Annotated in this window: 23 protein-coding genes and 1 other RNA gene; 4 read left to right on the forward strand and 20 right to left on the reverse strand. The window is 52.1% G+C overall.

Annotation, left to right across the window (positions count from 1 at the left end; all coding sequences use genetic code 11):
- Window positions 1-104: 104 nt before the first annotated feature.
- The 3 genes from T458_RS33720 to cymR all read right to left on the reverse strand — a co-directional run bounded on the left by T458_RS33720 (window position 105) and on the right by cymR (window position 3,515).
- Window positions 105-1,772, reverse strand: coding sequence for a methyl-accepting chemotaxis protein (locus tag T458_RS33720; protein WP_023554922.1), 1,668 nt, complete (start codon window positions 1,770-1,772; stop codon window positions 105-107).
- A 156-nt stretch (window positions 1,773-1,928) separates the two neighbouring features.
- Window positions 1,929-3,071 (reverse strand): cysteine desulfurase family protein, encoded by a 1,143-nt coding sequence (locus tag T458_RS33725; RefSeq protein WP_023554923.1) that lies wholly within the window; start codon window positions 3,069-3,071, stop codon window positions 1,929-1,931.
- 24 nt (window positions 3,072-3,095) lie between these two features.
- Window positions 3,096-3,515: a cysteine metabolism transcriptional regulator CymR gene (gene cymR / locus T458_RS33730; RefSeq protein ID WP_023554924.1), complete on the reverse strand. Its 420-nt coding sequence runs from the start codon at window positions 3,513-3,515 to the stop codon at window positions 3,096-3,098.
- A gap of 98 nt (window positions 3,516-3,613) precedes the next feature.
- Here cymR and T458_RS57100 point away from each other — a divergent pair, with 98 nt between their 5' ends.
- Complete coding sequence (locus T458_RS57100) at window positions 3,614-3,787, forward strand: hypothetical protein (RefSeq protein ID WP_023554925.1); 174 nt, start codon at window positions 3,614-3,616, stop codon at window positions 3,785-3,787.
- Between the two features lie 46 nt (window positions 3,788-3,833).
- Here T458_RS57100 and T458_RS33735 read toward each other — a convergent pair whose 3' ends face one another.
- From T458_RS33735 to T458_RS57105, 7 genes are all read right to left on the reverse strand, one after another.
- Window positions 3,834-5,186 (reverse strand): AAA family ATPase, encoded by a 1,353-nt coding sequence (locus T458_RS33735; RefSeq protein WP_023554926.1) that lies wholly within the window; start codon window positions 5,184-5,186, stop codon window positions 3,834-3,836.
- A gap of 4 nt (window positions 5,187-5,190) precedes the next feature.
- The gene (locus T458_RS33740) at window positions 5,191-5,946 is read right to left on the reverse strand and encodes a tRNA threonylcarbamoyladenosine dehydratase (protein ID WP_023554927.1); all 756 of its coding nucleotides are present in this window, start codon (window positions 5,944-5,946) and stop codon (window positions 5,191-5,193) included.
- 64 nt (window positions 5,947-6,010) lie between these two features.
- Window positions 6,011-6,190: non-coding RNA, 6S RNA (gene ssrS / locus T458_RS56330), on the reverse strand.
- 56 nt (window positions 6,191-6,246) lie between these two features.
- The gene (gene aspS, locus T458_RS33745; protein WP_023554928.1) at window positions 6,247-8,037 is read right to left on the reverse strand and encodes an aspartate--tRNA ligase; all 1,791 of its coding nucleotides are present in this window, start codon (window positions 8,035-8,037) and stop codon (window positions 6,247-6,249) included.
- Window positions 8,038-8,062: 25 nt separating this feature from the next.
- A complete protein-coding gene (gene hisS / locus T458_RS33750) occupies window positions 8,063-9,331 on the reverse strand; it encodes a histidine--tRNA ligase (RefSeq protein WP_023554929.1) in 1,269 nt (422 codons plus the stop codon).
- Between the two features lie 429 nt (window positions 9,332-9,760).
- Entirely contained in the window at window positions 9,761-11,272 is a 1,512-nt protein-coding gene (locus T458_RS33755; protein ID WP_031305401.1) for a coproporphyrinogen III oxidase, read from the reverse strand.
- A gap of 96 nt (window positions 11,273-11,368) precedes the next feature.
- Complete coding sequence (locus T458_RS57105; protein WP_023554932.1) at window positions 11,369-11,542, reverse strand: hypothetical protein; 174 nt, start codon at window positions 11,540-11,542, stop codon at window positions 11,369-11,371.
- Between the two features lie 202 nt (window positions 11,543-11,744).
- On the opposite strand from T458_RS57105, the gene T458_RS33760 reads away from it, so the two are divergent.
- Window positions 11,745-13,619, forward strand: a complete 1,875-nt coding sequence (locus T458_RS33760) for an N-acetylmuramoyl-L-alanine amidase family protein (RefSeq protein ID WP_051410048.1) — start codon at window positions 11,745-11,747, stop codon at window positions 13,617-13,619.
- Between the two features lie 80 nt (window positions 13,620-13,699).
- Here the strand turns inward: T458_RS33760 and T458_RS33765 are convergent, their stop codons facing one another.
- The 8 genes from T458_RS33765 to T458_RS33795 all read right to left on the reverse strand — a co-directional run bounded on the left by T458_RS33765 (window position 13,700) and on the right by T458_RS33795 (window position 22,793).
- Window positions 13,700-14,248 (reverse strand): SDR family NAD(P)-dependent oxidoreductase, encoded by a 549-nt coding sequence (locus T458_RS33765; RefSeq protein WP_023554934.1) that lies wholly within the window; start codon window positions 14,246-14,248, stop codon window positions 13,700-13,702.
- Between the two features lie 26 nt (window positions 14,249-14,274).
- Window positions 14,275-14,712, reverse strand: a complete 438-nt coding sequence (dtd, locus tag T458_RS33770) for a D-aminoacyl-tRNA deacylase (RefSeq protein ID WP_023554935.1) — start codon at window positions 14,710-14,712, stop codon at window positions 14,275-14,277.
- A 78-nt stretch (window positions 14,713-14,790) separates the two neighbouring features.
- Window positions 14,791-16,962: a RelA/SpoT family protein gene (locus T458_RS33775; RefSeq protein WP_023554936.1), complete on the reverse strand. Its 2,172-nt coding sequence runs from the start codon at window positions 16,960-16,962 to the stop codon at window positions 14,791-14,793.
- Between the two features lie 259 nt (window positions 16,963-17,221).
- The gene (locus tag T458_RS33780) at window positions 17,222-17,734 is read right to left on the reverse strand and encodes an adenine phosphoribosyltransferase (protein ID WP_023554937.1); all 513 of its coding nucleotides are present in this window, start codon (window positions 17,732-17,734) and stop codon (window positions 17,222-17,224) included.
- A gap of 12 nt (window positions 17,735-17,746) precedes the next feature.
- The gene (gene recJ, locus T458_RS33785; protein WP_023554938.1) at window positions 17,747-20,107 is read right to left on the reverse strand and encodes a single-stranded-DNA-specific exonuclease RecJ; all 2,361 of its coding nucleotides are present in this window, start codon (window positions 20,105-20,107) and stop codon (window positions 17,747-17,749) included.
- 119 nt (window positions 20,108-20,226) lie between these two features.
- A complete protein-coding gene (secF, locus tag T458_RS55955; RefSeq protein ID WP_023554939.1) occupies window positions 20,227-21,156 on the reverse strand; it encodes a protein translocase subunit SecF in 930 nt (309 codons plus the stop codon).
- Window positions 21,146-22,384, reverse strand: coding sequence for a protein translocase subunit SecD (gene secD, locus T458_RS55960; RefSeq protein WP_023554940.1), 1,239 nt, complete (start codon window positions 22,382-22,384; stop codon window positions 21,146-21,148). The genes secF and secD overlap by 11 nt, the downstream gene beginning before the upstream one ends.
- Before the next feature lie 172 nt (window positions 22,385-22,556).
- Window positions 22,557-22,793: a post-transcriptional regulator gene (locus tag T458_RS33795; RefSeq protein WP_023554941.1), complete on the reverse strand. Its 237-nt coding sequence runs from the start codon at window positions 22,791-22,793 to the stop codon at window positions 22,557-22,559.
- An 87-nt stretch (window positions 22,794-22,880) separates the two neighbouring features.
- Between T458_RS33795 and spoVB the strand changes: the two genes are divergently transcribed.
- Complete coding sequence (gene spoVB, locus T458_RS33800) at window positions 22,881-24,467, forward strand: stage V sporulation protein B (RefSeq protein WP_023554942.1); 1,587 nt, start codon at window positions 22,881-22,883, stop codon at window positions 24,465-24,467.
- Between the two features lies 1 nt (window position 24,468).
- Here the strand turns inward: spoVB and T458_RS33805 are convergent, their stop codons facing one another.
- Together T458_RS33805 and corA are read right to left on the reverse strand one after the other, a co-directional pair.
- Window positions 24,469-25,182: a DUF421 domain-containing protein gene (locus tag T458_RS33805; protein ID WP_023554943.1), complete on the reverse strand. Its 714-nt coding sequence runs from the start codon at window positions 25,180-25,182 to the stop codon at window positions 24,469-24,471.
- A gap of 65 nt (window positions 25,183-25,247) precedes the next feature.
- On the reverse strand, window positions 25,248-26,225 hold the full coding sequence (gene corA / locus T458_RS33810; protein WP_023554944.1) for a magnesium/cobalt transporter CorA: 978 nt from the start codon (window positions 26,223-26,225) through the stop codon (window positions 25,248-25,250).
- Between the two features lie 130 nt (window positions 26,226-26,355).
- On the opposite strand from corA, the gene T458_RS33815 reads away from it, so the two are divergent.
- Complete coding sequence (locus tag T458_RS33815; RefSeq protein WP_023554945.1) at window positions 26,356-26,757, forward strand: TIGR04086 family membrane protein; 402 nt, start codon at window positions 26,356-26,358, stop codon at window positions 26,755-26,757.
- Window positions 26,758-26,785 lie beyond the last annotated feature (28 nt).

A 26,785-nucleotide genomic window follows, 5' to 3' on the forward strand; every position in this document is an offset into this window, starting at 1 on the left:
CCCAAACGCCTCCTCACACCTGTTCGAACGATCCTCGAACAGATGATTTGCCCTTGAAGATGGAAAAAATCCACTTTATAACAAAGTGGATTTCACCATCGCTTCTATTTGATTGTAAATCGTTTTGCCTGTTCTGACAACCGCTGGGCCAACTGTGCGAGAGTCTCGGCTGCTGCTGCCATTTCCTCGGTCGAGGCTGTCTGTTCTTCGGATGCCGCAGCTACTTCTTGTGTATTGCGCGCTGTCATTTCTGCCAGCTCTTGAATCGTGCCAGAGTGGACGAGCAGCTTCTCCGTATCCTGTTGAATGATTTGCGCAGCCCCGTTCATGCGATCAACCTGCTGACTGACATCTTGAACTGCCTGCAGGATCAGACGGAAGCTTTCTCCTGCAGATGCAACCCCACCGCGTCCATCCTGAACGGCGCCCATCGTTTTGCTCATCGCTCCGACAGCCTCCTGGATTTCTCCGTTGACGTTGTGGATCAAGGATGCGATCTCTTCAGCTGCATGACCGGATTGCTCAGCCAATTTTCGAACCTCCTGGGCGACAACTGCGAAGCTGCGTCCCTGCTCTCCGGCTCGTGCCGCTTCGATGGCTGCGTTCAAAGCCAGCAGATTGGTCTGCTCCGATATTTGCTGGATGATGGCGATGATTCCGATAATCTTTTCGGATTGCATCCCCAACTCCCGCACGACTTGCTCCGTACGCCGGACATGCTCTGTAATTTGATCCATCTCTTGGGCGAGAACACTCAGCTTCTCTCCCCCTTGGCCCGCAAGCGCGTAGGCATGGGAAGCCTCTTCGTTTACATGGCTCGTCGATTGGGCAATTTCCTGTATATCCTTCCCGATCCGCTGGATGAAGTCGCCTGTCAAATGGACGGTTTCCTTTTGCTGATCAGAAGACGTCGCGATTTCCGCAGAAGAGTGGGAAATTTGTTCGGACGCACGTGCGCTTTCGGACGCGCTTGCCTTCAATTCGACAGACGAGATTTCCACCTGCTGCGATACCTCCTGCACATCACGCAACATCCGGCAGAAGCCGTTCATCATTTCATTGTAATTCTGTGAAAGCTGGCCGAACTCGTCCTTGGTATGAATCTCAACCCGCGGAGTCAAGTCTCCCGCTTCAGCCGCCTTCATTGCCGAAACCAATTGTTTCAGAGGCGAAAGCAGCTTGTAAACGACAAAACTGCCGATAGCCAATGCCGCAATCGCACTGATCAGGCTGATGACAAACATGGTGATCCTGCTTGTTTCTATCGGGTTTAACAAATCCCGCTGGAAGCTCGCTGTCACCAGGATCCATCCGTTGGGAAGTTCACTGTAGACGGCGAGCTTGTCGTCTCCCTTGAAACTGTACTCCATCCAGCCGTTTTTGTTCGCGATCATTTCCTGTGTGAAGCTCTCTTCCCACAAGGAGGTGTTCTCCATGCTCTCATCGGGATAAAACATCAGCACCCCCTGTTGATCCAAGATATAAGCAAAGCCGCTCATCCCATTTGGCTGATAGTATTTTTCTGATATCTCATTCAAAATATCTTTTATTTTCTGTCTATTTCCGTCAAAAATATTCGTATCCTGCGTGTAAGGCGCCAACTCCCGCATTTTCAACTCGGTTATGTATTGCAAATCAGAAATCGTAAACTGATAGACAGCTCTCTTGGCATTCTCAAACTGGAGATAGCCTGCGATCATGAGCGGAACAATCGTTATGATCAGCATGGTCGCGAGCAGCTTGAATCTCACAGAAGCCTTTCTTGCTATCATGAGGAAACACTCCTTTTCTCTTGCAGATGAGGAAGAATTTTGATTATAGCAGAAATATTTTACCATTTAGTTATCGTTTCCCACAATCCGAGGATGATAAACGTAAAAAAACAAGACCAGTCATCGGCATCCATTCGCCAGACTGGTCTTCGTTTATTATTTTTGCAAACGCGTTGCGATCTGTACGATCTTTTTTGCTGCAAGCTCTGCTTCTTCTACGGTGTTGGTGATCCCGAAGCTGAAGCGAATCGCGGATTCTGCTCGCTCCTCACCAAGATTCATCGCTTGTAAGACATGCGATAATTCCAAAGATCCCGATGTACAAGCCGAACCACTGGCGGCTGCTACCTGTAGCAGATCCAGATTCATCAACATGGTTTCCGTCTCGATTCCCGGAAAGCTGACATTCAGGATATGCGGCAGCGTGTGTTCAGGGTGTCCATTTACGTGATACGCAATTCCGGCCTCCTGAAAGCGTGCAAGCATAGCAGCCTTGATCTGCTTATACTTGGCTACCCGCTCTTCCCGTTCTGCTTCCGCAATCCGGACAGCTTCCGCGAAGCCGACGATCCCCGCCAGATTCTCCGTCCCTGCACGACGTTTCCTCTCCTGTGACCCGCCATGCAACAAAGGAGAAATGGGAACGTGCTTGCCTACGTACAGAGCACCGACTCCTTTGGGGCCGTTGATTTTATGTGCCGAGACCGAAAGCATATCGATAAAAAGATGTTCTGGATCAAGCGGCAGCACCCCATATGCCTGTACGGCGTCTGTATGAAAGATGATGTGGCGCTCACGCAAAAAACGTCCAATCTGTTCAATCGGTTGCAGCGTTCCTACCTCGTTGTTGCCATACATGACCGAGACTAGCGCTGTATCTTCTCGTACAGCCCTTTCCAGGTCGCTCATGCGCACAGTGCCCGTCTCATCCACCGGAAGATACGTCACCTCGTACCCGATCTGCTCCAGGTATTCACAGGCGTGCAAAACAGCGTGATGCTCGACCTGCGTCGTAATGACGTGACGTCCCCTGCCCTGTTGAGCCAACGCACCACCGATCACTGCCAGATTATCCGCCTCGGTTCCGCCGCTTGTAAAAATCAAAGACTGCGGATCGACATGCAAGGAGCCTGCAATCTCGTCTCTGGCCTTTTCCAATGCCTGGCGAGCCTTGCGCCCAAAACCGTGCACACTGGAAGGATTTCCGTACACCTCGGTGAGGTAGGGTGTCATGGCCTCTACGACACGCGGATGTACCGGGGTGGTGGCGGCATGGTCAAAATAGATCATTTCCGACACAAAAGTCACCTTCTGCTTCCATCATTAGATATAAAACATGTAGTTGTCCGTGCGCCCGTCATCCTGGAAGGTAATCAAATCCTGCAGCGATGTAGAATCCAGCACCGAAGAGATGCTGTCGCGAATGCGCAGCCACAGATAGCGCTTCGCTGCATCTTCCTCCTCCGCGAATTCCACAGGGCTGATGGGACCTTCCAACACGCGAATGACATCGCCTGCGGAGATCTCATCGGGTTGCTTGGCCAGGACATATCCGCCGTAAGCCCCGCGAATGCTCTTCACCAGACCTGCATTGCGCAGCGGTGCGATTAACTGCTCCAGGTAATGCTCAGATAAGTCATGGCGTTGTGCGATGCTGCGCAATGAGGTTGGCCCTTCTCCACAGCGATTGGCCAGTTCCATCATAATCGTCAGCCCATAACGTCCCTTCGTCGATATTTTCACAGTCACAACTCTCCTCTATATTTACATTTCCCTTCTTTCCTGCTTCCTACATGAGTTCATCGGTCCGGGATACACTACCTACAGGGGGTGAGTGCAAAATGACCACAAATAAACGTTCGGAACGAGGCCGCAACCATCCGTCCGGAACGTTGTACGAAAACCCGGCCGGGACAGTTGCACACAAAGCGCGATATGGTGCAAGCGAACAAAGCAAGCAGCCCAACGAAAACGGCGACTTGCCCAACAAACCTGGAGGAAACGTCCGTACGTAAGCGAGTTACTCCCTCTTTGTCGAGGGGGTTCTTTTCCCCCTCGTCCTTATTCCCAAGAGGACTTCTTCGGATTCGCCAGCTTCTGCCTTTCCTCCTGGAACTTTCGGATATGGCGCTCGTAGCCAAATTCCTTTGGCTCGTAGAACACAATATCCAGGCCATCTGGCAGGTACTGCTGCTGCACGTATCCGAACGGGTAGTTGTGCGGATACAGATAACCTTTGCCGTGCCCCAGCTTCGACGCGCCTTTGTAGGCTGAGTCACGCAGATGGATCGGGACGGGCTTATGCCCTTCTTTTTGAATATGGGCCAATGCCTGGTTGATCCCGTTGTACGCCGCGTTGCTTTTTGGCGCGGTTGCCAAATAAGTAGTAGCCTGTCCCAATGCGATTCGCCCCTCCGGCATTCCGACCAATTCTACGGCCTGAAAACAGGAGATGGCTACCGTAATCGCTTGCGGATCGGCATTGCCAATATCCTCGGATGCCGAGATGACCAGCCTGCGAGCGATAAAGCGAGGATCCTCCCCGGCGTCGATCATTCTCGCCAGCCAGTATAAGGCCGCATCGGGGTCAGAGCCGCGAATGGATTTGATAAACGCGGAGATCGTATCATAGTGATTATCTCCGCTCTTATCATACCTGACAGCCCTGCGCTGGATGGATTCCACCGCCACATCCAAGGTGACGGTGATGCTCCCGTCTGCTCCCTGGGGTGTCGTGGTGACCGCCAGTTCCAAAGCATTCAGCAAGCGGCGCGCATCTCCCTCGGCATACTGAATCAAATGTTCTTGCGCTTCCGGTGTGAGCTGCACGTCCAGTTCTCCCAGCCCGTTCTCCACATCCCGCAAAGCACGGTCGATGACTTGTTTCAGTTCTTCATGATTGAGCGGTTGCAGAGAGAAAATCTGGGACCTGGACAGCAGAGCTGCATTTACCTCGAAAAACGGATTTTCTGTCGTGGCGCCGATCAAAATGATCGTTCCTTCTTCTACAAAAGGCAGCAAAGCATCCTGCTGGGATTTGTTGAAGCGATGAATCTCGTCTACAAACAAGGTCGTGCGCTGACCGCCCATTACTAATCTTTCCTTCGCCTCTTCCACAACTTTGCGAATGTCGCCTACACCGGCAGTCACTGCATTCAGTTCTGAAAAATACGAACGCGTCGAACGAGCGATCACTTTTGCCAAAGTCGTTTTTCCCGTACCTGGCGGACCATAGAAGATCAAGGACGATACCTGGTCTGCCTCAATCGCCCGGCGCAACAGCTTTCCAGGAGCGATGATATGCGATTGGCCGATTACATCCTGAATCGTCTGAGGTCGCATGCGAGCGGCAAGCGGCTTTTGTTTGCCGCTGCCTCCCTGTTGTTCGTAGGCAAAAGAGAAGAGATCGTCCATCTTCTTACCCTTTCACCGGCTGCCACTCAAGCAGATCACGTACGACCACGCTGGCCAGGATCAAACCTGCCACAGACGGGACGAACGCATTGCTCGCTGGAGGCTGCCGAACCTTGCTGATCGGAGAATCCGGGTTGGTGACGATCTGCTCCCGTACATCTGTACGGATCTCAACGGGAATCTCGCGGGAGTACACTACCTTTACCCCTTTATAAATGCCCTTTTTGCGCAGCTCGCGTCGAATGACCTTGGCGATTGGATCATAGCTCGTCTGCGAAATGTCCGCGACCTCGAATCGAGTCGGATCCATTTTATTCGCTGCACCCATGCTGGAGATAATCGGGATATTGCGCCGCTTTGCCTCCTGAATGATGTGAAGCTTGGCAGACATGATATCCATCGCGTCCACAATATAATCCACTTCATGGGCAAAGAATTGTTCGGCGGTCTCTTCGCTGTAGAACATATTCAGCGTGATGACCTCGCATTCGGGATTGATGGTCGCCACGCGCTCTTTCATCAACTCCGCTTTTTTCTGTCCGATCGTATGCAACGTCGCGTGAATCTGGCGGTTGCAATTCGTAATATCGACGACATCCTTGTCCACCAGCACCAGTTTGCCTACGCCGGTTCGCGCCAAAGCTTCTACGGTAAAGGAGCCTACCCCGCCAATCCCCAGGACAGCGACGCGGCTGTTTTTCATTTTTTCCAAACCTTCAGGACCGAAGGCCAATTCACAACGGGAAAATTGATGAAGCATACGTATTTTTCACCTTTCAAAGCAGAGTAATTGTCCATCGGAAAAGTAGGATTCCAGGGAATAAAGCAGCCCCATTATGTCGTGATTTCCTACGTTTTGAACCTGCTCATCGCAGGTGGGCGTCTGCCCAACTGAAAGAGACTTCCACTCTTGCGGAGGCGTGCCTTTCCAGTTGGGACTTTCGACTCCCGAATCAAACATTGTGGCTCAAAACGATCAGATGTCACGGACATCGTAGGGCTTATCTTCTACTATAACCAATGTATCAAAGTGTCATGCATCTGTGCAAGTCGCTTGCCGCTAAGCTTTTACCTTCTCTTCCTGTTCGACAATCGTGTCGATGTGCAGTTCTTTCAGCTGATTTGGAGCTACCACATCCGGGGCGTTTACCATCAGATCGCTCGCACTGGCTGTTTTTGGGAAGGCGATTACTTCACGCAGATTGTTGCGTCCAGCCAAAAGCATGATCAGGCGATCCAAGCCAAGCGCGATTCCACCGTGGGGAGGTGTACCGTATTCAAAGGCATCCAGGAGGAAGCCGAATTGCTCACGCGCTTCTTCAGGTGTAAAGCCAAGTGCCTTGAACATCTTCTCCTGTACGTCGCGTTTGAAGATCCGCATCGAACCGCCGCCCAGCTCGTAGCCGTTGAGGACCATATCGTACGCTTGCGCACGGATTTGTCCCGGATCGGTGTCGAACAGATGCAGGTCCTCGTCTTTTGGACGAGTGAATGGATGGTGCAGCGCTACGTACCGTTTCGCTTCCTCGTCCCATTCGACCAGCGGGAAGTCCACGACCCACAGGAATGCAAATTTGCTGTGGTCGATAAGTCCCAGCTCGGCTGCCAGCTTGGTACGCAGGGCGCCGAGGGCATCTGCGACTACCTTTGGTTTGTCTGCCACGAACAGGAGCAAGTCTCCTTCTTCGGCGTTCAAACGTTTTTTCATTTCATTCATTTCTTCTTCTTTGAAGAACTTGACGATTGGACCTTTCAACTCTCCGTCTTTCAGACCGATCCAAGCCAAGCCTTTCGCTCCGTAACGGGAAGCGAATTTCGCCAGATCGTCTGCTTCCTTGCGGGAATAGTGGCCGCAGCCTTTTGCGTTGATCGCTTTTACCTGTCCGCCGCTCGCTACGACGCTGGCAAACACTTTGAAATCGCTGTTGGCTACGACGTCCGATACATCTGTCAGCTCCATGCCGAAACGAATGTCTGGTTTGTCGGAGCCGTAACGTCCCATCGCTTCTGCATAAGTGAGGCGCGGGAACGGTGTTGGCACATCGACGCCGATAGTTTGCTTGAAGACATGGGCAACCATTTTTTCCATCATCGGCAAAATCTCTTCCATCGGGAGGAAGGAGGTCTCGATGTCCACCTGGGTAAACTCTGGCTGGCGGTCCGCACGCAGGTCTTCGTCACGGAAGCAGCGGGCGATCTGATAGTAACGCTCCAGACCGGATACCATCAACAGCTGTTTGAACAGCTGAGGAGATTGCGGCAATGCGTAGAACTCCCCTGGATGGACACGGGAAGGAACTAGGTAGTCGCGCGCTCCTTCTGGCGTGCTTTTCTGCAGCATCGGTGTCTCTACTTCCACGAAGCCATTCTCGTCGAGGTAATCGCGGAAGGCTTTGGCTGCTTTACTGCGCAGGACCAGGGAACGCTGCATTTCCGGACGGCGCAGGTCGAGGTAGCGGTATTTCAGGCGCACCTGTTCGTCGACGTTGATGTCGTCTTCGATCGGGAACGGTGGTGTTTTTGCGTCATTCAAGATTTGAATTTCAGAAATATGAACTTCGACTTCTCCGGTTTGCAATTTCGGATTGATGGCTTCGGGAGCGCGGTTGACCACTTCCCCTTTGACCACCAGCACATATTCGCTTCTTACTTTGTCAGCGATTTCCCAAGCCGGCTTGTTGTACTCGGGGTTAAAAACGATTTGCACGATCCCGGTGCGATCGCGGAAGTCAATAAAGATGACGCCGCCGAGGTCGCGGCGAGTCTGTACCCAGCCGTTCAAAACGATTTCTTGCCCTACGTGTTCTTTTGTCACTTCTCCGCAATGCACGGAACGATATTGCCATGCCATGATGAGTCCCTCCACTAAGGTTTCTTTATTTTTTCTCTGTCAAATAATTGACGAGGTCTTCCTGTTTCACTTCTTGCTGTTCGCCTGTCGCCATTTCCTTGACGACGACGGTGCCGTTCGCAAGTTCCGATTCGCCGATGATAGCGGTGAAACGCGCTTCCAAACGATCGGCTTGTTTCAACTGCGCCTTCATCTTGCGGTCGAGGTAATCCTGTTCGGCGGAAATACCAGCCTGGCGAAGCTGGTCGACCAGCACGAAGGCTTTGGTTTTGGCTTCCGGTGTCTGAACGACGACGAAGCAGTCAATTCCGCCGGGGGTCGGAAGCTGAATCCCTTGCTTCTCCAAGGCCAGCAGCAAGCGCTCAATGCTGAGAGCAAAGCCGATTCCCGGCATGTCGTCTCCGCCCAGATCAGCCACCAGCCCGTTGTAGCGGCCGCCGCCGCAAAGCGTTTCGACAGCGCCGATCTCCGCCATCTTGATTTCGAATGCCGTCAGGGTGTAATAGTCAAGTCCGCGCACCAGGCGTGGATTGACATAGTACGAGATTCCCAGCGCTTCGAGATAGCCTTTAACAGCTTCAAAGTGAGCTGTAGACTCTTCACTCAGATAATCCAGGATGGATGGGGCGTCTTTGGTCAGCGAGCGGCATTTTTCGTTTTTACAGTCGAGCACGCGCAGCGGATTGCGGTCGATGCGGGATTGGCAATCCTCACAAAGCTCCGAGCGCACCGCGTTCAGGTGAGCGAGCAGGTGCTCGCGATGACGTGCCCGGTCCTCCAGCGTCCCTACGCTATTCAGCTCTACCGATAGCCCGGTAAGTCCCAGCTCTTGGTACAAGCGAATGGCGACACTGATGACTTCCGCGTCAATGGCCGGGTCACTGCTGCCAATCGCCTCTATTCCGAACTGTACAAACTGGCGATAGCGGCCAGCCTGCGGACGCTCGTGGCGGAACATCGGCCCTAGATAGTACTGCTTGGTCGGCTGATTGGGTGAACCGTACAGCTTGTTCTCCACGTAAGAACGGACCACCCCTGCAGTCCCCTCTGGACGGAGAGTCAGAGCATCGGTACTGCGCGGATTGGCGACGCTGTACATCTCCTTCTCCACGACGTCTGTCGTCTCGCCCACGCCGCGAATGAACAACTCGGTGTTCTCGAAGAGCGGTGTACGAATTTCCTGGTAGTTGTAGCGGCGGCAGAGATCGCGGGCTTTGCTCTCCACGTAGTGCCACAGCTCCACCGTACCCGGCAAAATGTCCTGCGTGCCGCGTGGAATCTGAATTTTTTTCATGAAATAGAACCTCCATTTTTGGCAAAAAAGTAAAAAAAGCCTCTCGCCGCCTGACATGGTGCATACGCCGCATGTCAGGGACGAAAGACTTGTTTATCCTCCGTGGTGCCACCCTGTTTGAAGATCCCTCATTATGAACATTCGGGACCCTTCCACTTGTAAGCCCATAACGCGGGCTATGCGCCTGCCAGTTACTAAGGCGAGCCATTCGCTCATCTGTTCACTGCGGTCTTCGGAGATGTCCTTCGTCAGGTCGTCTTCGGCAAGCACTCTCAGCCTCGATGCTTGCTCTCTGCTCCAGCGGTTCCTGATTACTTTTTCCCGTCATCAGATCTGTTCCATTCGGTTGAAAAAAGCTTAATGTGAATCATAGCAAACTCGGAATCCGTCGTCAACAGGCGTTTTGAAAAACATTTTTTGATCAGGATGTCAGGCTTGGGTAACGGATTTTTCCGAGTAGATTTCGTCCAGATCACGAAGTTTATTCTCGACCAGGGTCTTGTAGGTGTCATTGTACGTTTTCGGATCCTTGGGGTTGGGCCAGCGGGTCAGCTTGCCGCTTCCCGGAGCCATCAGCTTGGAGACCGCGCCGCAGCCAAGCCCGAGTATGGTCTGCACTTCTTCCATGATCATGATGTTATAAATGCTTTCCTGATCTGGCTTGGAATAACCCACATTCTCCAAATTGCCCAGAATGTTTTTTTGGCGGTACAAGTAATATGGCGAATAACCATTGGCTTGCGTCCACTCTGAGGCAAGCTCCATCATCCGGCTGATCTCGTCCCGACTGGCTACCCGGTACCGATCCTTGTTCTGCGTCATTTCCGATGCGCGTTTAAAGGACAAGGTGTGCACCGTCAGAGAGGCCGGCATCAGCTTCTCGACTTCTTCCAGGCTATGGGCCAGCTCGGCAATCCCCTCATTCGGCAAACCGATGATCAGGTCCATGTTGATATTGGTCAGCCCCATTTCCATCGCCAAGTGATACTTTTCGATCGTTTCCTCCACGGTATGATGGCGACCGATGGCACGCAAGGTCTCCTGGGTAAACGACTGCGGATTGATGCTGATCCGATCCACTTCCCAGCGCTTCATCACTTGCAGCTTTTCCGGGGTGATCGTGTCAGGTCTGCCCGCCTCCACAGTCAGTTCCCGAACCTGATCCATATGCGGAAAACGGCGGTGCATGGTCTCGAACAACTGGTCCATATCCTCCGCTGTAATGCTCGTCGGAGTCCCGCCCCCGAAGTAGATCGAGGTGATTTTCTGGTCGCGTGCCGTCAGCCACTCTCCGATGCGCTCCATCTCGTAGTGCAGCCCTTCCAGAAACGGATTGACGGATGCGGTATGCGAACGAATGGCATATGCAGGAAACGTACAGTAGGCACACTTCGTCGGACAAAAGGGGATGCCAATATAAATCGACAGTTCGCGGTCTATTTGATAAAAGTCCGGGACCACTTGCAACTGGCGATCCACGATTTCCTGCAAAAGCTTCAGCTTGTAAGGGCGCAACACGACTTCCTGCTGCAGTTTTTGATGGGCTGCTTCCCGGGAAATTCCAGATGAAAGGAGTTGATGAAGCAATTTAGTGGGACGAATTCCTGTCAGGATGCCCCATCCCTGCTCTATCCCGGTGTATTCCTCCAAGACCAGCAGCAAAGCGTAGTTGATCGCCTGTTTGGCCGTTCGGCGCATCGCTTTTTCGTCACGGCTGGCATAGATGCGCTGAACCTGGTGCGCCAGACGTCTCTGCCCGTCAAAAAGCTGGCAGGCTGCTTCGACTCCGTCTGCTCGCTGGGATAAGGTCAATTTCAGTTTTAGTCCGGGCTCATTTGTCCAGCTGGGGACGAAGGCAAGCGCGGGATCTTCGTAGAACAAGGCGAGAATCAAAGAGACTTCCCGCTCGAAAGCGTGCCCTTCACATGTAATTTCAATCATTGGGTTCACCTGCTTTTTCATTTGCCACCCTTCATCTTAGCCGACCCGAAAAGTCCGGTCAACCTTACATGCGGCGAACCCGTGAGAAAGGAGCCATTACGGCTTGGCCCCTCTGCGCAATGCCCGGACATCTCGGACACTGATATGGAATTCCCTGGACATTTCAATATCGTTTAAACGCGACTCTTTTTCCAAAAAATCGTGAAAATCGACGGAAAACAGTTTCCGGTTCAATTCTTGGGCAAAGGTTTCTTTACTCGACTGTCTCATGTTTTCCTCCTGCCTGCCATTGAGGGTCTATCTGCTAGTATTGCCGGTTGTTTCGCACCGTCATACGCCATTTTCCCCGAGAAGTTTGTCGGATGTTGCAGGAAAAACCAGGATGGAAGGAGAATGGAATACCTTTACCCCAAAGCTTTGCCAAATTCATGCAAGAAATGATTGCGAGAGGTATGCAAATCTTTCGGAAAGGATGTCTATCGTGTTTGTTCGTCAAAAATTCCTGAAGATGCTCCTGACTATCGTCTGTGCCATCTCCATCCCTGTCTCATCAGCTTGGGCCGCCGGTTCTGTTCAGGTCACTGTGGACAAGCTGAACGTCCGTTCTGGTCCCAGTCTCCAGGACACGATTATTACGACCCTCCCGAACCAAACTGTTTTGCCAGTCCTATCCCAACAAAATGACTGGGTGCAAGTGCAGCTCCCCGACGGCAAGAGCGGATGGGTATCCGGCCAATTCGTCGCCTCTTCATCGGCAGGCAGTAATCCTCCCGCATCTACAGCGGCTTCTGCCACAGCCACAATAGAGAGCAGCACGGAGAACCTGAATGTTCGCTCCGGCCCAGGAACCAATCATCAGATCGTTCAAACCATCAATCCGGGAACCCGCTATGCAGTACTGCAAAAGAGCGGAGACTGGATCGAAATACAATTGCCCGGCTCAAAAAAGGGGTGGGTCGCGGCATGGCTGGTCAAGGAACAAGGGACTTCTGGTAGCGGCGGAACCAGTGTGAGCGGCAATACCGGAACGACAGCTCCAGTGACGCAGCTCCCGCCCGTCCAGGTACAGGTTCCCAAACAGGACACAGTCCAAGGCGCCAGCCTGACGCTGGACTCCGCTCCCTATATCTACGCATTTCCGGACTCTTCTACGCCAGCGATCGGTCAATTGCACGCGGGCTCCACGATTACGGTCGTGGCGAAGCAAAATGGCTGGGTCCAATTTCCTTATCAAGGAGTCAACGCCTGGATCAAAACAGAGGAGGACGCGCCATCGCAGCAGCCTGTCCCTGATACGGGAACAACTGGCAGCCAGCCGAACGTCCAGGCGCCCAACACGCCGCAAACCCCGGCTGTACAAACTGCGACAGTCAACACGGACGGACTCAATTTGCGCAGTGAAGGCAATACGTCCAGCGCGATCCTGGCCACTTTGGCCACCGGCACGAAGCTGACGATCGTCCAAAAACAAGGAGACTGGTACCGGGTCACTACCCCTGAAGGCAAAACCGGATGGGTCGCCGGCTGGCTTATCACCGTATCGATACCCGAGTATCCGACACCTGCCGGACCGCACGTGACGATCATCAATCCCGATACCAACATCCGCAAAGGTCCTGGTACACAGCACGAGATCGTGAAACGGGTTCAAACAGGCGAGAAATATGAAATCGTCAATACTGAGGGAGACTGGTTCCACATTCGCTTCGGGGACGGCTCCAGCGGTTACGTAGCAGGCTGGCTTGTATCGGCTGTCGGGGTTCCGGCCGTCCTGAAAAGCAATGAACTGGTCAACAAGGTGATCGTGGTGGATCCGGGACATGGCGGAAATGACAATGGGGCAACCGGCTCAAGCTTTGCGACACTAGAGAAGACCGTCAACCTCCAAGTCGCCCTCATCCTGCGCAAAAAGCTGGAATCAGCAGGAGCCAAGGTGGTCATGACACGAGCTGATGACCGCAAATTAACCCTGCAGCAGCGGGTAGACATCGCCATTCAAAACAAGGCGGACATCTTCGTCAGCATCCATCACAATACGCATCCGAACACGGCGACGAACGGAACGATCGTCTTCTACTACAGCGACGGCAATTCCAGCAAACTGGCCTCCCTCGTGCAAAATGAAATCGTCAAAGCGACCAACTACAAGGATATGAATGCACGCTTCGGCAATTACTTCGTCTTGCGGGAGAATCCAACCCCATCGATTCTGGCAGAGATCAGCTTCCTCTCCAACTACAATGACGAGATCCGCGCGCGCTCTGAGCAGCAGCAGGAGTTGGCTGCGGAAGGCTTGTACAAAGGGATTATTCAATACTTTGCCACTCTGAGCAATCAAGGCGGCTAAACAACAGTGAATTAGACAAAAGAAGCCCTCCGGCTCGGCAGCTAGACAATTTTTCGTCCAAGCTGTCGCCGGAGGGCTTTTCATATGGGGCGTTTCTCCCAAGGTTCTACCGTGCCTACAATAGATAGCGGCTGATCCGAGCGAATCGCATCGATGACGCCTTGTGAGATTTCGTGATTGAACAGCCATCTCGCCGACTGTTCCTCCAGGATGAATCCGAGGATGACGCGTCGAAAAAGCACGTGCTCCCTCGCAATCTCTTGCGGGGGATTTTTCCAAGCGCGGCTTCCGCAAACCTGAAACAATCGCCATGGCTTGCGCTGAACAGAGAGAGCATCTAGAATCGTCTCCAGTGCCAGCGGGGCACTCGAATGTATCCAGGATACGACCAGATCGACTGAGTCCGTCTCGGCAACCCATTCCTCCATTGCTTGCTTCAGCACCGCCGTCTGGTGGTAATCAAGCTGGATAAAATGCACTGCCTGTGGATCAGGCAGGTCCTGCCGCAATTGCTCAAACCTTTTGCGGTCACGGGCCAGCACCGTGACCCGATACCCCTGTCCGACAAGCCACAGAACGGTATCGGCCAGCATGCCCGTTCCTCCAATTACAAGCGCTTCTTGCCCCATGGTTCACTCCCCTTCCTTTTCGAAAGCTAGGATTCTACGATCAAGGTCACAGGTCCATCATTGAGCAGCCGCACATCCATCATCGCGCCAAAACGGCCTGTCTCCACGTGTAAGCCTTTTTCCCGCAACTTGTTGTTGAACAACTCATACAAAGGCTCCGCCTGCTCCGGACGGGCTGCGCTCATAAAATTGGGACGTCTTCCTTTCCTGCAGTCTCCGTACAGGGTAAACTGCGAGACAGACAGGATCTGACCTCCTGTGTCGAGCACCGAATGATTCATTTTCCCCGCTTCATCTTCAAAGATGCGCAGGTGCGCTACCTTGTCCGCAACGAATTCCACATCTTTTTCGCTATCCTCATGCGTAATTCCTACCAACAATAGCAGGCCGTGTTCGATTTGCCCCACGACCTCTCCTGCTACTGTCACGCTGGCTTCCCTGGTTCTTTGTACGACTACTCGCACGCAGCTTCCTCCTCTTCATCCTATTCTTCTTCATCCCCTCGCTGAAGGCCAAAGAAGAACACCTAATCCATCCAGGGATCAGGTGCTTAAAATTCGGCGTACCGAATAAATATCCTTGATGCGCTTGATTCGTTCCACCACTTTATGCAGGTGATCGACGTTGCTGATCGAGATCGTCATGTGGATGGTCGCCACGCGGTTTTTGTCTGCCTTGCCGCTGACGGCCGAGATGTTGGTCTTCGTCTCAGCCACGACCTGAAGGACATCGTTCAGCAGGCCGCTGCGGTCATTCCCGGTGATCTCAATATCCACATGGAAATTGTGCTTGAATTCGGTGTCCCATTCCACATCGATCAGACGCTCCGAACAGTCCTCTGTCGCGATGTTGGGACAGTCCAGACGGTGTACCGACACGCCGCGTCCTCTGGTAATGAAACCGATGATCTGATCGCCCGGAACCGGCGTACAGCAGCGGGAGATGCGAACCAGCAGATTGTCTACCCCGCGCACCTTGACCCCTGACTCGCTTCTCGTAACAGACGGGGATGGTGTCGGCTTGTGCTCGGGGATGACCGGATTTTGCTCCTCGCGTTCCCGGCGCATCTTGTCTACCAGTCTGGTGACGATCTGCGAAGCCGTGATTCCGCCATACCCCACCGCCGCGAACATGTCCTCCGCCCCTTGAAAGTTGAACCGGGCAGCCGCTTCCTTCAGGTTGGCTTCCGACATCGCTTCTTTGACGTCAAAGCCGCGGGACTTGATCTCGCCTTCGACCATCTGCTGGCCTTTGGCTACATTCTCTTCCCGCTTCTCTTTTTTAAACCATTGTTTAATTTTATTTCGAGCATGGGCCGACTTCGCCATCTTCAGCCAGTCCTGGCTCGGTCCGTACGAATGCTTCGAAGTGAGAATCTCGACGATGTCCCCGGTCTTCATCGCATAATCCAGCGGAACGATTTTGCCATTGACCTTGGCCCCGATCGTCCGGTTTCCGACAGCAGAGTGAATCCGATACGAGAAATCAAGCGGGACAGAGCCTTTTGGGAGCTCCACAACATCGCCCTTTGGCGTAAAGACAAAAACGGTGTCGGAGAAAAGATCCTGCTTCAGGCTCTCCATGAATTCCTGGGCGCTCGGTGCTTCCTCTGAACCGCCTTCGATCATTTCCCGCAGATTGCCCAATTTTTCCGCGAACGAGCCCTGAACCACATTCTTGCCTTCCTTGTAGGCCCAGTGAGCCGCGATCCCGATCTCGGCCGTCTGGTGCATCTCCCATGTGCGGATCTGCACTTCAAGAGGCTCACCTTTCGGACCGATCACAGTGGTGTGCAAGGACTGATACATGTTCGTCTTGGGCATCGCGATGTAATCCTTGAATCGTCCAGGCATCGGCTTCCACAGTGTGTGGACAATGCCCAGCACGGCATAGCAGTCGCGAATGTCGTTTACGATCACACGCAGAGCAAGCAGGTCATAGATTTCATTGAACTGTTTGTTCTGCTTCGTCATCTTTTTATAAATGCTGTAAATATGTTTGGGACGTCCGGAAATCTCGGCTTCGATGTTCAGTTCCCCGAGTTTTTCCCGGATGGTGGCGGAGGCCTCGTTCAGATAGGCTTCACGTTCTACCCGCTTTTTCTGCATCAGGTTGACGATGCGGTAGTACTGCTGCGGATTCAGGTAGCGAAGAGCAGTATCCTCGAGCTCCCATTTCACTGACGCGATCCCCAGGCGATGCGCCAGCGGGGCAAAAATCTCCAGCGTCTCATCGGAGATTTCCCGCTGCTTCTCCTCTGACATATGGCGCAGGGTGCGCATATTGTGGAGACGGTCGGCGAGCTTGATCATGATCACCCGAATATCCTGTGCCATCGCGATCAGCATCTTGCGGTGGTTCTCAGCAAGCTGCTCTTCCTTCGATTTGTACTTGATTTTTTCCAGCTTGGTCACACCGTCGACAAGGAGAGCTACATCCGGTCCAAACTGCTCCCGCAAATCATCCAGTGTCACCGGCGTGTCTTCTACCACATCGTGCAGAAAGCCCGCCGCGATCGTTACCGCATCCATATGCAGGTTGGCGAGAATCCCCGCAACCGCGATCGGATGCATAATATAGGGAACGCCAGATTTTCGAATCTGACCCTCGTGTGCCTTGTTTGCCAGCTCATATGCACGCGAAATCATGTCCAAGTCCGCAGGTGATAGATATGTGCTCGCTTTTTTTACTACCTCATCAATACCCGTAATCATAGTTCCTTCCCTTATCCTCTCATAAAAAAGCTTGAATAGAAGCCTTCTCGAAGAAGCCGATACTCCTTTAGAGGAAGCGTCAAGTACGGTGAAGAACGGTCGTGTCATAGCTGCGTGTCCGCGAATATGCGGTAAATATCTATTTCATCCTATTATCTTGTAAGTCGTTCGGGTTGTAAAGGTGCTTTCCCCGGTAAAGACAAGAAGAATGCCGCAAAATAGCAAAAAACGGGCTCAATGCCCGTTTTCCTGGTACAAACTAGTATTGGATCAAGGATTTAACAGGGATATTCCCCAGCTTGCTGCGTCCGTCGAGGTAGCCCAGCTCGATCAGGAAAGCTGCTCCTACTACCTTGCCGCCCAATTGCTCGATCAGTTGAATCGTCGTTTCGATGGTGCCGCCGGTCGCCAACAAATCATCCGCGATCAGGACACGTTGCCCGGGCTGAATCGCATCCACGTGGACCGCCAGTGCATCCTTTCCGTATTCGAGGTTGTAATCTGCCTTGATAGACTCATAGGGCAGCTTGCCGGATTTGCGGATAGGCACAAAGCCGATCTTCATCTCATAGGAAAGCGGCGCACCCACGACAAAACCACGGGCTTCGGGACCGGCGATTACCTCAGCCTCTACTTCCTGGGCGAAGACTGCCAATTCCTGAATGGCTGCATGATAAGCAGGACCGTCTTTCAAAAGTGTCGTGATGTCTTTGAAGCGAATTCCCGGTTGCGGGAAGTCAGGGATCACGCGAATATATTGTTTAAAATCCATCTAAAATTCCTCCTAAGTGACAGGCTCAGGCTCCACCATTTGGTGAAACATTTGTATCAAGCCTTCTGACGAGGAGAGCAGCAGCTCGGTCGCCAGTTGGGCTTCTTCTTTCCAGGCAGTGTACAGCATGGAGCTTTCCAGGGGACGCTTGGTTGCAGCAGGCTGGAAACAATACTGATCTGCTTCCTTTGCCAGAAACGACAATTCGCAAAAGACTTCCAGCATCCCATCCAAGTCATGCCGTTTCCACTTCAGCTTTCGCGCGAGCGCGTCCAGATGTTCATGCTTGACCGCAGGTACTTGCATAAAAAACGTATACAGTTGCTTGAAATGTTCTCTCCCCGGACAAAAGAGCCTCTCCATCCCCAGATCAGGATCCCCGAACAGACAATAGATGCGCTCTGCCTGATTCCAGATGGGGACGATTCGTTCTAGATCAGCACGTCGTCTGGGCAAATCGTATAATACGAGATTGCGAAAGCCAGGATGATCTGCGGGTTCTGCCTCGACGGTTTCGACTAGATGCACAAAGCGGCGTTGCTGCGGTGTCAAGAGGCCATGCAGAGCCTCCAGACTCTCCTCGCGAAACAAGAGGGTCAAGGAGTCCTCCGCAAGCATTAACTGCCGCCATTTCTCCATTTTGTCGCGGCTCCCCCGCCAATCAAAAACCTGTCGATGCGGCACGGACAAGTCCCGTATGGTCAGCTGGGGCTTGCGATTGCCATTCCACTCATTGACCGACAGCTCCCCAAGCACATGAAATCTTGCTTTTGGCGTTACATGCTGTGTCACATGCGCCCAATTGAATCCGATCGCATCCAGACTGCAGCCCTCACGCATCAAGGTGCATTTCAGATGATTTTCTTCTCTGCCGATTGCGCGCATCCCTGTCGTTTCCATTTCCTGAAGCATGACAAGCGGCGTGGGGTTTCCCATGCCGTATGGCGCCAGCTTGGCTAACTCCTCAACCGCGTCCATATGGATCTCCTCCGGCTCCAGGGAGACGTCCACCTTGGTCAACGGAATGAAATCATCTGCTGTCAGCCATTCTCTCGCCAGCTCATTCAGTCTTTGACGCAAAAAATCAAGATTTTCCACAGGCAGCGTCATCCCGGCTGCCATCGTGTGGCCACCGTAATGCGGAAGCCATTCCTTGCAGGCGGTCAACGCTTCATACATGTCGAAGCCCGCGATGCTCCTCGCCGAGCCTTTTGCCGTACCTTTCTGCTGGTCGATGCCCAGCACAATCGTCGGACGGTAAAACTGCTCAACCAGGCGGGAAGCAACGATGCCGACCACTCCCACATTCCAGCCCTCTTTGGCGACGACCAGAACCTGATTTTGCTCGAGGGGAAAATGATTTTTCACCATCTCCACCGCTTCTTCCGTCATTTGCTGCACCAATTCCTGCCGCTCGCGGTTGAGATTGTCCAGCTCGACTGCACAGGCATCGGCTTCCTGTGGATCTTCTGTAACCAACAGTTTGACCGCCGCTTCTGCCGTCTCCAGCCGACCGCTCGCATTCAAGCGAGGTCCGAGTGCAAAGCCGACATGCCCGGCAGACAGCTCATTTTCTGAAAGACCGCATACCCGAATCAATGCCTGCAGGCCTGGATTGGTCGTTTGGTTCAGACGCTGCAGACCGAGTTTTGCCAGTACCCGATTTTCATCCACCAAGGGGACCAAATCAGCAATCGTCCCAAGTGCGGCTAGGTCAGCCAGATGAAGCGGGGGTTTCCCAGTTAAAGCATGCCCAAGTTTAAAGGCTACCCCTACACCCGCCAGCATATCAAACGGGTAGGAGCATCCAGGCTTTTTGGGATTAATCACAGCAAATGCCTCCGGTAGCACAGCCGGAGGTTCATGATGGTCTGTGACGATGACATCCAGACCTAGTTGATTGGCGTAGTCCACCTGCTCTGCTGCGCTAATTCCTGTGTCGACAGTGACAATCAGCTTGAATCCGCTTTCCTGCAGATGGGCCAATGCCTCTTTATGTAACCCGTACCCTTCCGTAAAGCGGTTGGGAATATAGTAGTCAAACACAGCTCCCTGTTGGCGAAGCAAGTGTACCATCAACGACGTGGAACTGACGCCATCCGCATCGTAATCGCCATAAATACAGATCGGTTCTTTGTTCTCAATTGCTTGACGGATCCGGTAAACGCTTTTCTCCATCCCGTCCAGCAAAAATGGGTCGTGAAATTGTTCTGGCCCCGGTTGAAGAAAATCGCGCGCCTGTTCTGGTGTTTGGATGCCGCGTATCACCAGCAATTTGGACACCAGCGGAGTCAGATTGGCTTTCACTGCCAACTCTTCGGCCAGACGCTCATCGCAGGCAGCCAATTGCCAGCGTGTTTTCGCTTTCAGCATGGGCGTTCCTCCAATCCCTTATTCATTATAGTGGATGGAGAGGGAGACTGACAATAGCAGCAGTTTCACCCTCGAAGAGTAGAAAAGCCGCGGGGAGACCCCGCGGCTCGTTTGACAGCCTAATTGGACGTTGTGGTTGTCCGTTTTTTCTTCAGCATGCTGCGCTCTTTCAGGTTGACCCATACTTGAGCTGCAATGAAGATCGAAGAGTAGGTCCCGCTCACCAGACCGAATACCAGTGCCAGCGAGAAGTTGCGGATGCTTTCGCTACCCAGGATAGCGATTGCCATGGCCGTGAAGAATACGGTTGCGACCGTGAAGACGGAGCGGCGCATGGTTTGCCACAAGGAAACATTCACCAGATGCTCCAATTCTTCTACAGATTTGGACTTCATGGTCTTTAGATTTTCCCGAATCCGGTCGAAAATAACGATCTTGTCGTTAATGGAGTAACCGAGAATGGTCAGAATGGCCGCGATAAAGGTAATATCTACCTCCAGACCGAGGACAGAGAACAGCGCGATTGGGATAATCACGTCATGCGCCAACCCTACGACCGTAGCGATACCAAACAGCCATTGGAAACGAAATGCGATGTAGACAATGATCCCGAGAGATGCAATCAATACCGCAATCGCAGCCTTTTTCACCATTTCACGAGCGATGCTTGGGTCTACTGTCGCGACCTGTTTGGTCACCTGATCCCCGTATTTGGCTTTCAACGCTTGCTCGATCTCCATCATTTTGTCAGATGACACCGTCTGGTCAAAGCGGGTGTAGGCTTGATTTGTACCATATGGCGTCACAGCGGAAAACTTTGCTTCCGGCAGCTGTTCTTTTAGGATTGCTTCCACATCGGCAGGGACGAATTCCTTTCCGACGTAGATATCCAACCGAGTCCCAGCTTGGAAATCAACGCCCAGGTTAAACCCCTGGAACAAAGAAAACAGCAAGCCCAAGACGATAATCGCTCCGGAGAACAGGAAGAACTTCCGGCGATTCTTTACGATGTCAAATCGAATCACAGTGTGGTCTTTATCAAAGCTCACCGATCTCACTCTCCTTTACTCCGAACCAGAACGGCTTTTTAAACATGTTGGAGCGTACTACCAGCCAGAGCAGGAAACGAGACCCGAACACGTTCGTAATAATACTCACAATGAGTGTCATGGCGAGCACGATGGCAAAGCCTTGGATCGAGCTTGTACCAAAGTAGAACAGCACCCCTGTCGCAATCAGCGTCGTGATGTGCGCGTCGAGGATCGTCACGAGAGAACGGCGCTCACCCGCGCGGAAAGCCGAAAGAATCGTCTTGCCGGAGCGGATTTCTTCCTGAATTCGCTCGTACGTAATGATATTCGCATCCACAGCCATCCCGACCGCCAAGATAAAGCCAGCGATCCCCGGCAATGTAAGAGTCGCGTCCATCCAATCAAGCACGACCAAACAGAAAAAACAGAACCCAGCCAATGTTATATTGGCGATCATGCCAGGCATGCGGTAGACAAACAGCATGAAGAGGACAATCAAAGCTCCTCCGACGTAACCGGCATAAATCGTTTTCTCCAAGGCAATTTTACCAAGTGATGCCCCTACAGAAGTCACCTGCTTTTCAATCAGCTTCGCAGGCATCGCACCGGAGTTGAGCAAATCCGCCAATTCCTGGGCAGATTCCTGAGTGTAATCACCTGTAATTTGCGCACTGCCCCCGGGGATCACAGATTGAATCACCGGATTGGTTTGCATGTTCTCATCCAGGTAGATCGCCATGCGTTTGTGCAAGTTGGCGCGTGTCACGTCTTCCAATTTTTTCGGATCGGAAAATTTGACTGTTACCAGCGGGCGTCTCAGGTCGTCATAGCCGACTGCCGCACCGTTTGGAGCCAGGTCACTACCTCGCAGGATAATATTTCCCGCCTCATCGCGGAAAGTAAGTACAGCGGGCTTGCCAATCAGTTCTCTGAGCTTGTCCTGATCGGCAGACTGAGAAGCAATCTGAACACGGATGCGGTTGGGCAATTCTGTCACGATAACCGGTTCTGCCACTCCCCCGATATTAATCCGTTTCTCAATCATGTACGCAGTTGCCTTGAGCAGTTCAATGTCAACTTTATGCGTAGCCTCCAGCGGCTCTACCTCGTACAGAATCTCAAACCCGCCCTGCAGGTCAAGACCGAGCGTAATGTTTCCTGCTACATCTCTGGTCGTCGTCGCGACTAATGTGCCCAACAAAGCCACAACAACCAAGAACAGGACGAATCTTCCCCATTTCACCATTGTCGTAATACCCCTCTTTCCTCAAAGGGTCCCGTCCTAGACGAAAACCAATATGCCCATTATAGCGAACGATGAAAAAAAGTGTCAATTATTGCAGGCTAGGCGAATCATGGTAACCATCTCCCGTCATGCGTATCTAGATGGTGTACGAAAAGATCGGAAAAAAGTTTCATTATGAATTGCGATACATTTGAATCATGAGGTAGTTCATGTATTTATTCGGTTTTAGCGACAAAATATCGTTTACCATGCGGTGCAACGGAGGAATTTCTTTATATCCTTGTGTAACGCATTCCCAGATATCCTGCGCTGTGACATTGTCGTAGCCAAGCAAAGCAAACTCTTCTGCTTTGCTTTGACAGATGCTTTCTACCTCCGAGAACCAATCCTGCTTGCTCGCTAGATCCATCTTCATTTCCCCCTCAAAGTAGTCATGCCTTTCTCGGCACGTCCATATTCTGTATGGAGTACATTTATCCATGCAAAGGAGCCTTCCATGAAACAGTCCTTTTTTTACGGAACGGTTATCCTCATCCTGGCAGGCGGCGTGACGAAATTGTTTGGCTTTGCCCACAGGATCGTTCTCTCCCGCATCATCGGCGCGGAAGGAATGGGCCTCTATCAGATGGTTGTGCCGCTGCTGTACTTTCTCATTACGGTAACAACATTTGGTTTGCCCGTGGCGATCGCAAAACAGGTAGCCGAGTCGGAAGCGGCCAAGGATCACCGGCAGACTCGCCGCTTTCTCTACGTCTCCCTTTTGGTGGCAGGCAGTATCAGCCTGATTGTATGCATGCTCTTGCTGCTGTTGTCTGACTCACTCGCTGCTCTCCTGTTTGCGGACACGCGTGCCCATGTGGTCATGCTGGCAGCGATTCCGGTGATTCCCATCTCCGCGATCTCCCTGGTTCTGCGAGGGTACTTCCAGGGGAAGCAAAACATGATTCCGACCGCTGTCTCCCAACTGCTGGAGCAGGTGGTGCGAATGGCGTTAGTCGCCGTCATGACGATGACGTTCCTCTCCTACGGCATTGAGTATGCGACCGCGGGAGCAGTGGGAAGTATTATTTTTGGCGAAGCTGCCGGACTATTTTACATTTTTTGGCAATATCGCAAAGGGAGCCGAAAAAGAACTGTTCAGCTGATGCGAAGACCACTCTACACAAGAGTAAAAACGGGAACGGCCAGCATCCGGCAGTTGATCCATGTAGCTTTGCCTGTAACAATGAGCCGCGTGATTGGCTCCATCGCCTATGTACTGGAACCAATGCTCGTTCCATTTGCCCTGGTTATCGCTGGGTACGCCACTTCCGACGCTACTGGACTGTACGGCCAGTTTGCTGGCATGGCTGTCCCGCTCTTGCTGTTTCCAACCTTTTTAACCAATTCCTTATCCGTCTCGCTCGTTCCTGCTGTAGCGGAAGCAGCCTACCAAAAAAATGCCCCACTGGTGCATCGGCGCATTTATCAAGCCATGCGCATTACACTCGTCATTGGAGCACCTTGCACGGTATTGCTTACCATTTTTGCAGAACCGATCTGCGCATTGCTATACGGCGACCAGTTTCATGAAGTGGGCTTGATCCTGAAGGGATTGGCTCCCTTCTCGGTCTTCCTGTTTTTTCAGGCACCGCTTGCCGCAGCCCTGCAAGGATTGGATCACGCACAGGTCGTCTTTCGCAATACGCTGATCGGCGCAATCGTAAAAATTGCAGCCATGTTTGCCTTTACTTCCCAGCCGAGCTTTGGCATCTACGGTACTGTTATCGCCCTCAACATCGGAATTACCCTGGTTACACTGCTGCACTTTTCCAGCCTGGTAAAAAAAATCGGCTTCGCCATCGACGTCTGGGAGTTCGCCAAAATACTCGTTGCCATGCTGATCATGGGCTATTCCGGATCGTACATTGCCAATCAGTGGTTGCCGCACGCGACCAAGGCATACGCTATGCTCGTCAGTATCCCCGCCAGCTCCTGCCTCTATCTTCTCCTGCTACTTGCTTTCCGGGTGCTGGGCAGACAGGATGTGCGCCGCATCCCCTGGATTGGAGAACAGCTATCCCTCTTTTTCCCACGCCGCTGAGTTACTTCTGCGGCGTGTCTTTTTTATCGAGGTACATGATGCCCTGATCGTCGATACTGCAAAACGAGACATCCTTGATGTCCTTGATTCCGTATTTGCGGATTTCCCGCTTCAGCCACAGCTCATTCTGCCCGACCTTGCGCAAGGCCTCTGTCCTCACCTTGCCATCGAGGATCAACGGGATGGGAAGTCCTTTGTATGTGACTGGACTGGCAGGCTGCGGTGGGTTGATTCCCAAATCGCCCTTGGTGAGAAAGGATTGGTCATGCTTTACAAAGACACTTAATTGGCCGGTCGGCTCGAGAAGAGCGAACTCCACATCCGCAATATTTTTTACGTTCTTCTGTCGCAAATGAACCATCAAATCGTCCATGTTCAAGCGGTTCCGCCGCATGGCTTCTTCACGAATCTGGCCGTTTTCTATAATCATGTCAGCTGAGCCGTCCACGACGTCTCGTACTTTTTTGCTTTTCAGCGACAAGAAGGACATGGCAATTTCCAATCCGCAGACCAGCAGCATTGGAAGGTAGAAATGCATGAGTGGTTTTTCTGTATCCTCGATAGACAGGACGGCCATTTCGGCCAACATGATCGAGATCACCACATCAAAAACCGACATTTTGCCCAATTCCCTTTTCCCCATGAGCCGCAACAAAAGTAAGATAAAGAAGTAGGTAAAAAGGGTACGCACCAATAAACCGGTTATGTCTTCCACAGAAATCCCCCCCACCTCTTTTCTCTCTATTCTTGTGCGGGGGGCGTGAAAACTATAAGCACCAATTACAGCCACTTGCGTTTGCGAAAAATGTGCAGCATCGATAACGTCATGATCAGCATGATCGCGACGCCGATGACGAGCATGTAAGGCTCTGCCTCTACTCCAAGCCAACTAAAGGTATTCATTCCCAAAAGCCCTGTAATAAAGGTCAATGGGAGGATAATGGTGGAAATCATCGTGAGTACACGCATGGTTTCCGTCGTCTTCGCGCTGATAATGGTGTAGTAGGTATCGAGCGCACCATTTACCAAATCGCGGAACGTCTCGGTCGAGTCCGAAATCCTCTCTAGGTGATCCGTCAAGTCCGTGTAGAACGGTACGTTTTCCTCGGAAATATCAAATGAATAGCGTCCATTCACGTTGGCGAAAATTCTTTTTTGCGGCATGATGACGCGGCGGATCAGAATGATCGTTCGCTTCAAGGCAAGAAATTCCTCCGTGATTTCTTCCATTTGATGCTCATAAATCTCGTCTTCCAGTTCATCAATCCGCACAGAGATCCTGTCAATGATCGGGAAGTATTCATCCGTGATCCCGTCGACAATCGCGTACAAGAGATAGTCAGGGCCCCGATTTAGATAGGAATTATTGCGGTGGCTTACCGCGGCGATCCTGCCGATGCTGTTCATTGGAGATTTGTGAATGGTGACGATGTAATTGGGCCCGAGAAAAACGTTCAGTTCTACAGTCGTAATTTCGTTATCACTTTCTTCGTTGTACCGCAGGGCGTGAAAAACGAAAAAGTAATAGTCATCGTACTTGTCAACCTTCGCACGCGGACTGACGTGCAGGCAATCCTCGATCGCCAAAGGGTGAAAGTCGAATATCTGAGCAATGAAGGGAAGCTCCTGGTTCCCTACGTCATACAAGTCGATCCAGAGCAAGTCTTCCGGTGACTTCAACCATTGGTCTTTGGTCGTGAGATCGACGTCATGATACATTTTCTGCTCAGAGTGATTGTAAAAATAGGTTTTAATCATCTTCTTCTCACTCCCGTCCGATTCCCATCCATCATACGAAAATTCCTTCCAATGTTCAACGCGAAGATGAATACGTGGACCAAGCTACTCATATAGATGGTACAAACTTGACCAGTAAGGGGGTTATACTGTGCGGAGTGCCTCTACCTCTGTACTGACCGGACTCATGTACACGCTTGGTCTCGTCTTGACGGGAGCCCTGCTTGCCACTCTGCTGCTTAGTTTTACCAGCATACGCGAAAGTTCCCTGCCCTATTTTACGTACGTCATCAATATCCTGGGACTCTTGATCGGAGGTTTTGTTACAGGCCGCCGACGCGGAGAAAAGGGTTGGTACTACGGCGGCCTGACCGGACTCACCTATTTTTTGTTTGTGCTTCTGATCGGTTTTCTCGGATTTGACGCTCCCATGCAATGGGAGACCTTTTTCTTCCTGATCGGCGCATTCGTGATTGCCGGTGTCGGGGGTATATTGGGTGTCAATTCCGCCAATTCCGGTCATAAACCGAGAAATTTCAAGCCCAGAAGGTAAGAGGGACAAAGCTCGGAAAGCAGCAAAA

The sequence above is a fragment of the Brevibacillus panacihumi W25 genome (genome assembly GCF_000503775.1).
GTDB lineage: Bacteria > Bacillota > Bacilli > Brevibacillales > Brevibacillaceae > Brevibacillus > Brevibacillus panacihumi_A.

What these genes read in the sequence shown, in the direction of transcription:
- T458_RS33760 (WP_051410048.1), top strand. Translation starts at nt 11,745, where the DNA reads ATGTCTATCGTGTTTGTTCGTCAAAAATTCCTGAAGATGCTCCTGACT.
- T458_RS33740 (WP_023554927.1), bottom strand. Translation starts at nt 5,946, where the DNA reads ATGCTTCATCAATTTTCCCGTTGTGAATTGGCCTTCGGTCCTGAAGGT.
- T458_RS57100 (WP_023554925.1), top strand. Translation starts at nt 3,614, where the DNA reads ATGACCACAAATAAACGTTCGGAACGAGGCCGCAACCATCCGTCCGGA.
- T458_RS33755 (WP_031305401.1), bottom strand. Translation starts at nt 11,272, where the DNA reads ATGATTGAAATTACATGTGAAGGGCACGCTTTCGAGCGGGAAGTCTCT.
- secD (WP_023554940.1), bottom strand. Translation starts at nt 22,384, where the DNA reads ATGGTGAAATGGGGAAGATTCGTCCTGTTCTTGGTTGTTGTGGCTTTG.
- hisS (WP_023554929.1), bottom strand. Translation starts at nt 9,331, where the DNA reads ATGAAAAAAATTCAGATTCCACGCGGCACGCAGGACATTTTGCCGGGT.
- T458_RS33775 (WP_023554936.1), bottom strand. Translation starts at nt 16,962, where the DNA reads ATGATTACGGGTATTGATGAGGTAGTAAAAAAAGCGAGCACATATCTA.
- T458_RS33765 (WP_023554934.1), bottom strand. Translation starts at nt 14,248, where the DNA reads ATGGGGCAAGAAGCGCTTGTAATTGGAGGAACGGGCATGCTGGCCGAT.
- T458_RS33720 (WP_023554922.1), bottom strand. Translation starts at nt 1,772, where the DNA reads ATGATAGCAAGAAAGGCTTCTGTGAGATTCAAGCTGCTCGCGACCATG.
- aspS (WP_023554928.1), bottom strand. Translation starts at nt 8,037, where the DNA reads ATGGCATGGCAATATCGTTCCGTGCATTGCGGAGAAGTGACAAAAGAA.
- recJ (WP_023554938.1), bottom strand. Translation starts at nt 20,107, where the DNA reads ATGCTGAAAGCGAAAACACGCTGGCAATTGGCTGCCTGCGATGAGCGT.
- T458_RS33780 (WP_023554937.1), bottom strand. Translation starts at nt 17,734, where the DNA reads ATGGATTTTAAACAATATATTCGCGTGATCCCTGACTTCCCGCAACCG.
- T458_RS33795 (WP_023554941.1), bottom strand. Translation starts at nt 22,793, where the DNA reads ATGGATCTAGCGAGCAAGCAGGATTGGTTCTCGGAGGTAGAAAGCATC.
- spoVB (WP_023554942.1), top strand. Translation starts at nt 22,881, where the DNA reads ATGAAACAGTCCTTTTTTTACGGAACGGTTATCCTCATCCTGGCAGGC.
- T458_RS33735 (WP_023554926.1), bottom strand. Translation starts at nt 5,186, where the DNA reads ATGGACGATCTCTTCTCTTTTGCCTACGAACAACAGGGAGGCAGCGGC.
- corA (WP_023554944.1), bottom strand. Translation starts at nt 26,225, where the DNA reads ATGATTAAAACCTATTTTTACAATCACTCTGAGCAGAAAATGTATCAT.
- T458_RS57105 (WP_023554932.1), bottom strand. Translation starts at nt 11,542, where the DNA reads ATGAGACAGTCGAGTAAAGAAACCTTTGCCCAAGAATTGAACCGGAAA.